Annotated in this window: 9 protein-coding genes; 2 read left to right on the forward strand and 7 right to left on the reverse strand. The window is 62.9% G+C overall.

Features of this window, described 5'->3' with window-relative positions; translation table 11 throughout:
* Positions 1 to 185 precede the first annotated feature (185 nt).
* The gene (locus VGE08_RS01335) at positions 186 to 1,361 is read right to left on the reverse strand and encodes an aromatic ring-hydroxylating dioxygenase subunit alpha (RefSeq protein WP_331066045.1); all 1,176 of its coding nucleotides are present in this window, start codon (positions 1,359 to 1,361) and stop codon (positions 186 to 188) included.
* Between the two features lie 238 nt (positions 1,362 to 1,599).
* Here VGE08_RS01335 and VGE08_RS01340 point away from each other — a divergent pair, with 238 nt between their 5' ends.
* Together VGE08_RS01340 and VGE08_RS01345 are read left to right on the forward strand one after the other, a co-directional pair.
* Complete coding sequence (locus VGE08_RS01340; protein ID WP_331066046.1) at positions 1,600 to 3,324, forward strand: thiamine pyrophosphate-dependent enzyme; 1,725 nt, start codon at positions 1,600 to 1,602, stop codon at positions 3,322 to 3,324.
* The gene (locus VGE08_RS01345; protein ID WP_331066047.1) at positions 3,324 to 4,733 is read left to right on the forward strand and encodes an aldehyde dehydrogenase family protein; all 1,410 of its coding nucleotides are present in this window, start codon (positions 3,324 to 3,326) and stop codon (positions 4,731 to 4,733) included. The genes VGE08_RS01340 and VGE08_RS01345 overlap by 1 nt, the downstream gene beginning before the upstream one ends.
* Positions 4,734 to 4,779: 46 nt before the next feature.
* On the opposite strand, the gene VGE08_RS01350 is transcribed toward VGE08_RS01345, so the two are convergent.
* The 6 genes from VGE08_RS01350 to VGE08_RS01375 are packed head-to-tail and all read right to left on the reverse strand — an operon-like array spanning position 4,780 to position 12,970.
* On the reverse strand, positions 4,780 to 6,843 hold the full coding sequence (locus VGE08_RS01350; RefSeq protein WP_331066048.1) for an FAD-dependent oxidoreductase: 2,064 nt from the start codon (positions 6,841 to 6,843) through the stop codon (positions 4,780 to 4,782).
* A 9-nt stretch (positions 6,844 to 6,852) separates the two neighbouring features.
* The gene (locus tag VGE08_RS01355) at positions 6,853 to 8,040 is read right to left on the reverse strand and encodes a cystathionine gamma-synthase family protein (protein ID WP_331066049.1); all 1,188 of its coding nucleotides are present in this window, start codon (positions 8,038 to 8,040) and stop codon (positions 6,853 to 6,855) included.
* Entirely contained in the window at positions 8,037 to 8,612 is a 576-nt protein-coding gene (locus VGE08_RS01360; RefSeq protein WP_331066050.1) for a sarcosine oxidase subunit gamma family protein, read from the reverse strand. The genes VGE08_RS01355 and VGE08_RS01360 overlap by 4 nt, the downstream gene beginning before the upstream one ends.
* A gap of 19 nt (positions 8,613 to 8,631) precedes the next feature.
* Positions 8,632 to 11,478: a 2Fe-2S iron-sulfur cluster-binding protein gene (locus VGE08_RS01365; RefSeq protein WP_331066051.1), complete on the reverse strand. Its 2,847-nt coding sequence runs from the start codon at positions 11,476 to 11,478 to the stop codon at positions 8,632 to 8,634.
* Complete coding sequence (locus VGE08_RS01370; protein WP_331066052.1) at positions 11,475 to 11,720, reverse strand: sarcosine oxidase subunit delta; 246 nt, start codon at positions 11,718 to 11,720, stop codon at positions 11,475 to 11,477. The genes VGE08_RS01365 and VGE08_RS01370 overlap by 4 nt, the downstream gene beginning before the upstream one ends.
* The gene (locus VGE08_RS01375; RefSeq protein ID WP_349258586.1) at positions 11,717 to 12,970 is read right to left on the reverse strand and encodes a sarcosine oxidase subunit beta family protein; all 1,254 of its coding nucleotides are present in this window, start codon (positions 12,968 to 12,970) and stop codon (positions 11,717 to 11,719) included. The genes VGE08_RS01370 and VGE08_RS01375 overlap by 4 nt, the downstream gene beginning before the upstream one ends.
* Between the last annotated feature and the right edge of the window lie 63 nt (positions 12,971 to 13,033).

Genomic DNA, 13,033 nt, shown 5'->3' on the forward strand with positions numbered 1-13,033 from the left:
ATAGCGATGGCGATGCCGATGCGCTCGAGTCCGCGCCGGACGGGCGGCAACGATAGACATCGGAAAGATTGCGGCAGCGGCGTGACCCGCGATCACACGATCGCGGATCACATTCCTTGCAACGAATGAATGTCGACACCCTGCCGCGGAGGGGCTGAACCCATCGAGTCAGCCATGTCGCGTTTTTATTCGAGGAAATTCCCGGCCTCGAGAGCAACGTTCGCGTCGGGTTCAGCAAATGCGACACCGATCGGATCTCCGCCCTCCTCGACGATCTGCACTTGCTTCTCCAGCAAGCGACGCAGCAACGCAATGCCTCGATCGGTGCTCGTGAGGTGCTCCTCGGAGTGCCATGTGATCGGTCCCTGGCTCACTTGAGCCTCGTAGTCGCCCGGAAACTTCTGGTGCTCCGCTTCCGACAGCTCCGACCACTGCTTGCCCCCGAAGGTCGAGCGCATCCTGCTCAAAGCTCCTGCTTCGGTGACGCGACCGACCACATAGATCCGGAAGTGCGTGTCATCGAGCGGCAGCACCCAGCCTATGGCTTCCGCCCTTTCATACGCGCGCACTCGAGGGCTCGGCACAACGCGGAGCGTTGGCAGGACTGCCTCGGTCTGGCGACGGAACGTTCGACCTTCATCCGCGGGACGGCGTTGAACACTCATGACGCCGCGCGAGGTCGTCTTGAACTCGACTTCCGGAAGCGGCGCCATCTGGCTCACGAACTGCGGACCACTGAACGATCCATGCAGGATCGGCACGTGGAAGGGATCCACGACATTCTCGAAGTGCTGCAACCAATTGCACGGAACAATGACGGGCCCCGCGGCACCGATACTCGAATCGTCGGCCTCCAGCCACTCTCCCGGCCCCAACTCCTCCAGCACACTGTAACGCGGCAGCAGCGGCTTGCGTGCCGGCGGACCGAGATAGGCAAAGACGAGCCCGTAGCGCTCCTCGACTGGATACCACGGCTGGTACACGACATTGCGAGATCTGCCACCGCCCGGCTCGCACGGCTGTTCGAGACAACGTCCGTTCACATCAAACAACCAGCCGTGGTAGCAGCAGCGAATGCCGCGCTCTTCCACTTTGCCGTAGAAGAGACTGGAACCACGATGCGCGCATCGCGGATGTAACAATCCGGGTCGCCCTGTCCCGTCGCGAAACAAAATCAGCTCTTCACCGAGCACCTGCACGGTCTTGGGGGTTTCCGTTGCGTCGCTGCTCAAACCCACCGGATGCCAATAGCGGCGCAGATACTCCCCCATCGGCGTACCGCGACCCACCCGAGTCAAGCGGTCGTTGAAGGTGGGGGTGGGACGATCGTATCCAGATCCGCGAAGCACTTGGTCGCTCATATCGATCTCTCTCCAACGACAACTAGCCAACACGCAGACCAACTCGAGTCAGCCTCGCCGAGGCTGAGAACTACGGTTGATGCAAGCACCAGAGCCGCGCCACAGGCGTGGCGATCGCCGCAAACGGTAGCACCGCGTTCCGATTAGGGCAACTTTGTATTGTTCTCCGATACAAACTCGCTTAATCTGCCGCTGTTTTTTGGACTGTTTTTTGGACACCCACCTTTGGAGAGCACGCGTGGCTCAATCGATTCTGGAAAACAATGCGGCAGCGCTGACTGGCGGACAGGGGCTCGCACGACAGCTGGTTGCCGAAGGTGTGCGCCACGTGTTCGCCCTGCCCGGGGTGCAGCTCGATTGGGCGTTCGATGCGCTCATCGACGTGCAATCGCAGATCAAGGTCATCGTTCCCCGTCACGAGCAGGCCACTTCGTATATGGCCGACGGCTACGCGCGAGCCTCGGGCGAGACCGGTGTCTGCATGGTTGTGCCCGGCCCGGGTGTTCTGAACGCGCTCTCGGGACTCGCGACTGCTTATGCGTGCTCGTCACCTGTTGTTTGCATTGCCGGCCAGATTCGTACACCCGCTATCGGGCATGGGCTGGGCCTGCTGCACGAAGTCCCCGGCCAATCCGAAGTCCTGAAGTCCGTGACCAAGTGGTCCGCGCTCGCGCGCTCGCCGGAAGAAGTGCCGGAGCTCGTCCACGAAGCATTCCGTCGGGCGCAGTCCGGGAGACCTCGACCCGTCGCTGTGGAGATTCCGCCCGACGTGCTCGAAGCACGCGCGGCCATGACGTTTCATGAGCGCGCAACACGCGAGCGCGCAGCGGCACCATCGACGGAGATTCTGAAAGATGCAGCCTCCATCCTCGCCAGCGCGCGAGCACCTGCCATCTGGGCGGGTAATGGCGTAGTAGCAGCCGACGCACAGTCGGAACTGACGCGACTGGCCGAGCGGCTTGGAGCGCCAGTGATGATGAGCGATAACGGTCGGGGAGCGATATCCGATCACCATCCTCTCGCGCTGACGGCGCTGGGCGCGCGCGCGGTATTGCCGCACGCGGACGTCGTACTGGTCGTCGGCAGCCGCTTCCTCAATCTGCGCGGCCAACCAGCCGTGGATGCACCGCAGGCACGATTCATCTACATCAACGTCGAGGCCGCGGATACGGACGCGCCGAGGCCATCTGGGTTGGCAATCATCGGCGACGCAAAAATCGCTTTGAACCATCTTGCGGACGCCGTACCAGCACGCGACCAGAGTGGCGCTGTCGCTGCATGCGCTCGCGTCCGCGATTGGTGTGACCATCAGTTCGCGTCGATCGAACCACAACGCGGGTGGCTTCAGGCACTGCGCCGGGCCATCCCGGAGAACGGCATTCTGATCAATGAGCTCACGCAGGTTGGCTATCCGGCTCCGCTTGCCTTTCCCGTCTACACGCCGCGAACTTTCATCACTCCCGGCTACCAGGGAACCTTGGGCTATGGCTTCCCCACCGGGCTGGGCGCGGCAACGGCGCATCCGGACCGCGTCGTCGTTTCCATCAGCGGCGATGGTGGTTTCGGTTGGAACCTGCAGGAGCTTGCAACGGCGGCCCGTTACCGGATTCCGCTCATTGTCGTGGTATTCAGCGACGGCTCATTCGGCAATGTTCGCAGGATCCAACGCGAGGTCTTCGGTCGTGAGTTCTGCTCCACACTGGCAAACCCCGATTTTCAAGCACTGGCGCGCGCCTTCAATGTCGAGGCGGCTCGCGCCGATTCTCCGTCGGAGCTTCAGAACCTGATTGCAACCGCGGCAGCGACGCGTCGCACTCCATTGCTGATCGAGGTCCCGGTCGGCGAAATGCCGAGTCCCTGGCACCTGCTGCATCGATTGTCCCGCCCACCCGCCCACGAACCGCCGAATCCTCTTGGCGAACCGTCCGCCAATCAGCAAGCGCGGCCCTGGGGAGCGCCGTGATGAACTTCATGTTGACCATCGACGGTCAGCCTGTATCCACCGGTGCGATGTTGGATGTCATCAATCCAGCGGACGAAACGATTGTCGCGAAATGTCCGCAGGGCAACCGTGAAATAGTCGATGCGGCGGTTGCTGCCGCCCGACGCGCGTTTCCGCAATGGTCGGCGGCGCCGGATGCCGAACGAGTCGCGAAGCTCCTCGAGATTGCAGACCTCATCCAGAACCATAGCAAGGAGCTCGCCGAGCTCATCACTCTCGAGCAAGGAAAACCACAGAGCGGACCTGGCGCAAACCAGGAGTTGAAAGGCGCAGCGGCCTGGACTCGGGCCACCGCGAGCCTCACCCTGCCCGAGCAAATCATTCAGGACGACGCGGCGGGCAAAATCCTCGTGCGACGCAAGCCCGTCGGCGTGGTGGGCTCGATCACCCCTTGGAACTGGCCCTTGTTGATCGCCGTGTGGCACATCATGCCGGCGCTTCGTGTCGGCTGCACGGTGGTCATCAAACCTTCTCCGTTCACGCCCCTCTCGACACTGCGGCTCATCGAGCTCATGAGCAAAGTGCTGCCGCCCGGCGTCATCAACGCGGTCACCGGAGGCCCTGAAGTCGGAGCGCATCTGACCACGCATCCGAACGTGGACAAGATCGTGTTCACAGGCTCGATTACCACCGGCAAACAGATCATGCGTGGCGGGGCGGCGACCTTGAAGCGCATGACGCTCGAGCTGGGCGGCAACGACGCCGGCATCATTCTGCCGGGCACGCGCATCGAGCCCCTCCTCGAGAAACTGTTCTGGAGCTGTTTCGTCAACGCGGGGCAGACTTGCGCAGCGCTCAAGCGGCTCTACGTGCATGCCGACCAATATGAAGAGGTGGTGCGCAACTTTGCCGACTACTGCGCCACGATTCCCGTCGGCAATGGCATGGACCCGAAGCATCTGATCGGTCCACTCACCAATCGCATGCAGTTCGAGAAGGTCGCCGGCTATGTGGAGGACGCGCAGGCGCGAGGAGCCCGCATAGTGCTGGGTGGCCGCAAGCCGCCCGGTCCGGGATTTTTCTATCCTCTCACGATCATCGCGGACGCCACGCACGACATGCTCGTTGTGACAGAGGAACAGTTCGGTCCGGCCCTGCCCATTGTGAAATACACGACGGTGGATGAAGCAATCGCTTACGCCAACGCGCTGGAGGTCGGACTGGGGGGCTCCGTGTGGGGCAACGATCCGCAAGTGGCCGCGGAGTTGGCCGGCCGGCTCGAATGCGGCACGGCCTGGGTCAACCAGCATGGCGCCCTGCATCCCCTGGCGCCTTTCGGCGGCGTGAAATGTTCCGGCATCGGCGTGGAATTCGGCGTCGATGGCCTGAAGGAATACACGACGGCGCAAGTCATCAGTATCGCGCGCTAGGTCGTCGCCTCGGAGTTGTCAGCCGCAGATTGTCAGCTCCGGGGCGTCAGCCCTGGAGCGGCCCGTCGCGTAGATAACGTTTCTCTGATGCGGGCGCGCCCAATTCTCGGCCGCAGTCGTGACCGCTGTAGATGGCGTGCGCGATCGCGCCGGGAGCCAGCGCATCGCCTATGCAAGTCACGGATTCGATTCCAACGCGTTCGAGCTGGTGCGGCTCGCGCATCAGTTCGTTGTAAAGCCGGTCCTCCCCGAATCGAGCGCCCACGATCAGCAGCGAACGGCAAGCCAGCCGGGTTTCGGCGCCTGTAAACAGGTCGGCCAGCGTCACTGTCCCAGGCTCGAAGCGAGTCACTCGGCTCAATGTTCGAAGCTCGACCCCCGCATGCCGCAGGGCCACGTGAACCTGTGGCCGCTCGTTGGCCAGGACGGCCCATTCAGAAGCGTGGCCCGCCGGCGTCACATAGGTGACAACGTTTTTCTGCGCGAGATGGAGTGCAAGCACTCCTCCCAGATAATGATTGTCGAAATCGAACACCACGATCGGGCCTTCGAGCTGAGCGCCCGCGGCAAGGTCGTCAGGCGTGAATACGCCCTCGCCCTGCGGTTCTCCTACTGGAATCTCGAGCGGTGAGTACAGCATCCGCGACCAGCGCGCACCGGTGGCGATGACGACGTGTCGAGGCGCGAATTCACGGACATCATCCGCAGTGAGACGGCTGTCCAGATAAATACTCACATTGGGCAGCGCTTCGAGCTGAGACCGGCGCCAGTCCAGCACCCGTCGCCAAGCCGCAAGTCCCGGCAGACCTGTCTCGAACAACAACCGTCCGCCGAGTGCGTGGGCGCCGTCGGCAAGCGCGACGTCGAATCCGCGCCGGGCCAGCGTAAGCGCACATTCGAGCCCCGCTGGGCCTGCCCCGACGACCAGCACGGAATCGCGCGCGCCCGCCTGCACAAAGCGCTCAGGATGCCAGCCGCGGCGCCATTCCTCTCCGATCGTCGGGTTCTGGGTGCATCGAACCGGCACAGCTTCGTGCCAGCTGGAAATACAAATATTGCAGCCGATGCACTCACGAATGTCGGCCTCGCGCCCGCTGGCTATCTTCTTCGGCAGGAACGGGTCGGCGATCGAAGGCCGCGCACCACCGATCAGATCGAGCACCCCGCGTCGTATCTGGCTCACCATCGTATCTGGAGAGGTGAACCGCCCCACGCCGACGACCGGCTTCGAGGTTACTGACTTGACGAAAGCCATCGTGGCTTCGTGACTGCCCTCGGGTGAGAATCGAGAAGGCCCGCAGTCAGTGGGCCCCGAATCCATTTTCACATCGAACAGATCGGTCCAGTCGGCCAATGCGGCGACCACCTCATGCGCTTGCGATTCGGCGTGTTCGCCCGGCAGCGCGCGCAGTTCTTCGAGACTGATGCGCAACGCTACGGCACAACGGTCGCCGACCGCCTCACGCGTGACTTCGAGCAGCTCTCGAACCAGGCGGCATCGATTGGCCACCGATCCACCGTAGGCATCCGTGCGTTGATTCCAGTTCGGCAGCAGGAATTGGTGCGGCAGGTAGCCCATGCCGGCATACACATAGACGATATCGAAGCCGGCTGAACGGGCGCGACGCGCAGCAGCCGCCTGCATTCCAAGCAACTCGCGAATGGCTGCCGCATCCATGGCGCGCGGCTGCACACGCCCCATGAAGCCCAGGTGCGTTGGCATCGCTGCAATGCCCGACGGAGACAGCGGCGGCAGGCGGCTGGTGCGATTGAAAACGGAGCCACCGCCATGCCACAGCTCGATCCCTGCCAGCGCACCATGCGCATGAACGGCATCCGTCATGAGCTGAAATGTGCGGACATCATCGTCATCCCACAGCGATGCATAGGGCAGCGGGGAATCATCCGAGCTCGGATGGATAGAAACGTATCCGGTACATACCACGCCCCAGCCACCTTCCGCCTTCATCTCACGGAAGGCCGCGCGCGTACGTGGCATGCGGTTCGTCATGCCACTCGAGTGAGGCACTGAATAGAAGCGATTGGGCGCAGTAACCGGACCTATGCGTACCGGCTCGAACAGCACGTCATAGCGTGGGTTGCGGAGCATTGTTGGCGATCAGCGGAGTGCCTGCAAAGCTTGCTCCAGGTCGGCAATCAAGTCCTGTACGTCCTCGATACCCGTCGAATAACGCACCAGCCCCTCGGGGATTCCGGCTGCGGCTCGCTCCGCGTCGGTGCACTCGACGTGGCTGGTGACCACCGGAGGCCCAACGACCGTTTCGACGCTGCCGAGATTGGCGGCACGATTTGCGTATTGGAGCTTCGGCAGAAACACACGGATCGCTTCGAGCCCGCCAACGACACTGAAGCTGAGCACACCGCCGAAGCCACGCATCTGCCGTCGAGCGATGTCATGATCCGGGTGTGACTCCAGGCCGGGGTAGTTGACCTGATCAACGAGGGGGTGCTGTTGCAGCCACTTCGCGATGCGCAGCGCACTCTCGTTCTGACGCTCGATGCGAAGCGCCAGCGTCTTCATCCCGCGCAACAAGCTGTAGGCGTCCTCCGCCGAAAGCGCTGCCCCGTTGATCTCGCGAAAGTGATACAGCTGATGAATGAGCGCACGGCTGCCACAAGCAACTCCGCCAAGTGCGTCGGCGTGCCCGCCCAAGAACTTCGAAGCACTGTGTATTACCAGGTCCGCGCCGAGTCGTAGCGGATTCTGATTGATCGGTGTCGCGAGCGTATTGTCCACGACGACGAGCGCGCCAGCGGCGTGCGCCGCCCGAGCCAACCGCTCGATATCGACCACCTTCACTGTCGGATTGGTCGGAGACTCCAGATAGAGCACCTGGCAGCCGGCCGCCACCTGCGCCTCGATGGCAGCAGCGTCCGTGGTGTCGCACAGACATACATCGATACCGAACGATGGCAGGAACTCGGTGAACAGCTTGTTGGTCCCGCCGTAGGTATCACGGATGGACACGATCCTCTGGCCCGGTTTCAGCAGCGTGAACAGTGTCGCGCTGATCGCGGCCATACCGGAAGTGAAGCTCGTGGCGGCTTCGGCGCCCTCGAGAATGCGAATCTTGTCCTCGAAAGCCTCGACAGTGGGATTCGTGTTGCGCGAGTAGATGTGCCCCGGTTGGCGACCGAGGGCCACGTCATGCCACATCGCAAGATCGTCGTAACCGAAAGAGATGCTGCGCACGACCGGGATCTGGGTCGCTTGCTGGTAACGACGGCTGCGGTCCTCGCCAGCCCAAACGGCAAGCGTGGCGGATGCAGGTGACTTGGATGTCATGATGCTGTTCGACCTTCGGTCAGCGAGTCAGTTGAGGCCCCACGGGAAGCGATGACGGCGAGCGAATCGCTTGCGCTTGCGGCCCACTCGATCAAATGCGTGGCGAGCGGCCGCTCCACGAATACATCGAAGTGATCGATGGCCCTGCGCAGAAGGATGACCGGAACCTGCAGCACACGGGTGGACGCGCAACTGCCGACTGGAAAGGCGGATAGACGCAGGTCCAGGCTGCAGCCGCAGTTGAGCAATGCGGACGCGTCACGGCCGACGATGCTGAGCTCGGTGAACCGGGCGCCAGCTTCCAGCATATGCACGTCATCAGGAGCTTCTGCACGCAGCCGCTCCACGAGATCTGCGCCACCCGGTGGTTCGACGAGCAGCAATCGTTGGTCAGGTCTCAAGCAGAGACAGGTACCGATGCCCGGCGTTTGGCTGACTTCCAATACCCGCTCGGGAATCACCAGCAGTGAGCCAAAAACGCGGGCGAGCGCCGCGGACGATCCGAGCAACAGCAGCTTCTCACGGCGTGCTCGGACGTCGATGACCACGGTAGGTGCTGTGATTGGGAGCATGACGCATGCGCGCGACCTGTCATCCATGAAGCCTCTCCCCGCGCGGATCGAAGAACGCCGTGTCAACGATTGCCGCCGAATACCGTCTGCCGGCGATGTCGAGCATTACTGACTCACCCTTGCGAGAAAGGCCGCGCCGAACCATCGCGAGAGCAACGGATCGATTGAGATGCGGACTCATGCAACTCGATGTCACGTGGCCCTCCACCTCTCCGCCACGGCCCACCGCATGCGTACCGACCGGCACAGCCAGTTGCGACTCCTGCAGAAGAAGCCCAACGAGCTGCAGCCTATCCGGTGCCCGAAGCGCCGCGCGTTGCAGCGATCGGCGCCCAATGAAGTCTTCCGTCTTGCGCTCCACGGCCTGAGCCCAACCCACATCGAGCGGCGACGTCTCGCCGTCGGTATCGACCCCGACTTCGAGAAACCCCTTCTCCACGCGGAGCCGATCGAGTGCCTCCATCCCAAGCGGCGTGATGCCATACGGGGCTCCAAGCTCGAGTAGCCGCTGCCACAGCGCGTTGGCGCGATCAGCGGGCACGTCAAGCTCATAGCTGACTTCGCCAGTAAAGCTGGCGCGACGTACACGAATTGGTGCGCCGTTGTATTCAGTCTCCCGGATCTGCATGTGCGCGAAGGCTTTCGGATCGAGGTCGAGAGCCAGACCAAGCGCTGCAATTACAGCTCGAGCGCGCGGACCGGAAACCGTGAGCGTCGCCCACTGTGCCGTTTGTTGCGCCACCCATACGCGCAAGTCTCGCCACTCACACTGCAACCACTCCTCCATCCAGAAATGAATGTTCAGAGCCCCCGCACTCGATGTGTTGACGAGGTAGTGGCCGGGCCGCAGACAGGCAAAGACACCATCGTCGATGATGATGCCCGCATCATTGAGCATGAGCCCATAACGTAAGCAGCCCGGCCGCAGCGTCTTGACGTTGTTGACATACAGGCGGTTGAGGAACTCCGCCGCGTCAGGACCGACGACCTCCAGCTTGCCCAGCGAAGAACTATCGAACAGCACGGCGTCACGTCGGGCCGCGCGCACCTCGCGGTCGATGGCTTGTTCCTCGGTTTCACCCGGGCGCAGATAGCAGGCCGGCCGCAACCAGCCACTGTGGTCCTCCAGAACGGCGCCGCCTTGCTCATGCCAGTCCACCGGCAAGCGGCGAAAGCGGTGCGAAAGATGCCCTGTGCGCCCTGCGGTGAACGCGCCGATCCTCACAGGATGAAACGGCGGACGGAATGTTGTAGTACCGACCTGTGCAGGGGGTCGCCCCGTCGCGGCCCCGACAATTGCGAGCGCATTGACATTGCTGGTCTTGCCTTGGTCCGCCGCCATGCCCGTGCCGGTGTAACGCTTTGCGAGCTCGATCGCGCCGAATCCCTCGGAGGCAGCAAGCTCGAGATCGGACACGGTCACGTCGTGAGCCAGATCCACCCATTGGCGATGGCGCAGATCGCGTTTACCCCAGGCAGGCACTCTCCACACCGGAGCCACCGCCGGTACCTCGCCTGCCGCCGCACCCACGCAGCTGACGTGGCGCAAGCGACGATCGGGGACGAAGCATCCGCGCTGCTCGTCGTAAACGAGTTTTCCTCCGGCTTGCGAATAGAGATGAACGGTCGGATTCCATCCACCCGACACGCACAGCAGGTTGCAGTCCAGAGAGCGAAGCGTGCCTGGCAACGGTGTTCCGGCGGAATCGCAACTTGCCACTCTGACCGAGCGGACGCCCTTCCTCCCACGAGTATCGACGACGACACTGCTCGCGAGCAGCGTCAGTCCGAGCTCGCGAGCGCGCTCTGCAATCGCTCGGCCCGGTGCCGGCCTCACGTCGACGATCGCAACGACGCTGACGCCTCTCTCACGTAGCGCGAAAGCAGTCTCGTAGGCCGAGTCGTTGTTAGTAAACACGACCACTTGGTCGCCGAGGCACACAGCATAGCGCCGTGCATACGCGAGAACCGCGGACGCAAGCATGATTCCCGGCCGATCGTTGTTCGTGAAGATCAACGGCCGCTCGATGGCACCCGTCGCGAGAACGACCTCCTGCGCGCGGATCTTCCAAAGGCAATAGGGTTCGAGGGGTGTCGCAGGCTCCTCGACCGCGGCCACGAGATTGCTCTCGTAATGACCGAATGCGAGCGTGCGAAGCCGGATCTGGACGTTGGGTCGCTCTGCGAGCGCCCGTAAGCGATCGGCAATCCAAGCGGCAGGCGGCTGGCCATCGATTGGTGTCCGATCGAACAGCGCTGAACCGCCTGCCACTACGTCGCGCTCGAGGACAACGACATCGAGCCCGCGCTCGGCAGCAGACTCAGCTGCAGCGAGACCCGCCGGCCCCGCCCCAACGATCAGGACGTCACAGTGCAGATAGCGCTGCGCGTACTTGCCTGGATCCGGATCGATCGCAGCGCGCCCCGAACCTGCGAGCTTGCGAACCATGCCTTCATACCAGGCCCATGAGGGCCACATGAGCGTCTTGTGGTAGAAGCCGGCAGGCAACAACGGCGCAAAGAGATCGAGCACATGGCCGAGATCGAACCGCACGCTGGGCCAGCAGTTCTGGCTGTGCGCCACGAGGCCGTCGACGAGTTGCACCTCCGTCGCGCGGACATTGATGTTACGCATGCCGCCGTGCGTGACCGTCACCAGTGCGTTCGGCTCCTCCAGCCCGGCACCGAGAATTCCACGAGGGCGATGCAACTTGAAACTACGCGCGACGACGCGCACGCCGTTGGCAACCAACGCGGAAGCCAGCGTATCTCCATGCAGCCCTTGATAGCGGCGGCCATCGAATGTGAATTCGATCGGCCGGTTGCGATCCACAACGGCTACTCCGCCAAGACGAGCGACAGTCATGGCTGCTCCACCTCGTGACTTACCGTGTCTCTTCGCACGGCGAACCACTGGCCACAGCCATAGGTATGACACCAGCGCTCATGCGTGATGCCCCGCGGATTGACTCTCAAATACAGATAAGCGGCCCATTCGGAATCCGATACCGACGCGGGATCGACTGGACGAGTGATGTCCGCCTCTCCACCCCAGGTGAACTCGATCACGTCGCGCACGCCGCAATGAGGACAAGGCAGGCGCATCATAGGAGCGGCTCCGACATGTCCATGCCCGATGAGCCGCCCTCGTCGATCAGGGCGCCCGTCGTGAATCGCTCCAGCGAGAATGGCGCCGCAATCGGGTGGCTTTGTCCGGTTGCAAGCAAATGCGCGAGCGTCATACCGCCGGCCGGAATCGCCTTGAACCCGTACGAACCCCAGCCGCAGCTCAGACTCAGACCCGCCACCGGCGCAGGAGCGATGATCGGGCTGGCATCGGGCGTCAGATCCAGTGTTCCCGCCCACTGACGCTGGAACCGCAGACGGCCGAACGCAGGGAACAGATCAACCAGGGCGGCGAGATTGTCTTCCAGCCGCTGGATGCCACTGCGCTGAGCATATGAGGGGAACACATCGGTGCCCCCGCCCATGACCAGCTCGCCGCGGTCCGACTGACTCACATAGAACCCGCCATCCAGAACGACATCGAACACCGGCTTCACCGCCTCCGAAACGAGCGCCTGCAGGCCCATGCACACCAGCGGAAGCTGAACTCCAAGCCGGGCTGCCAGCACAGATGAATGCGCCGCTGCGGCCAGCGCGACGCGCGATGTGGAAATGGTGCCCTGATTCGTTTCGACACCCACGACAGCGCCGTTCGACGTCCGAAATCCCGTCACTTCGCAGCCCTGCACGATGTCGACGCCAAGCGCGTCGGCCGCGCGTGCATAACCCCAGGCCACCGCATCGTGACGAGCGATGCCGCCCCGCCGTTGCACGAATCCACCGAACACACGCCGGCCCGCGGCAGTGCGCTCTGCAAGCAGAGGCATGAGACGCAGGACCTGCTCAATGTCGAGCATCTCTGCTGCCACGCCTGCGTGGCGCAGTGCCTCGACACGGCGGGACATGACCCGCAGCTGATGCCGGCTGAAGGCCAATGTCACAACCCCACGCTGGCTGAGCATGATGTTGTAGCCCAGCTCACGCGAAAGCCCCTCGTACAGCTTCAGCGACTGCTCGTAGAAACGTATCGACGGCCCGGCCAGATAATTCGAGCGGACGATCGTGGTATTGCGAGCGGTATTGCCGCCGCCTATCCAACCCTTCTCGAGCACAGCGACATTGCGAATGCCGAAGTTGCGCGCAAGATAGTAGGCGGTTGCGAGACCGTGCCCACCGCCGCCGACGATAACGACGTCGTAGTGATCACGTGGCCGCGCGTTACGCCAGAACCGAGGCCAGCGTCGATGCCCCGTCAGCGCGTGCTTCGCAATTTGGAAAAGTGACAGGCGCATCAGCTCAACCTTGCGCCAGCAGAGCTCTCATCCCTCTCGCCTTGCCCATATGACGGGCACGCG

It is taken from the genome of Steroidobacter sp., assembly GCF_036406195.1.
In the GTDB taxonomy this organism is placed as follows: Bacteria; Pseudomonadota; Gammaproteobacteria; order Steroidobacterales; family Steroidobacteraceae; genus Steroidobacter.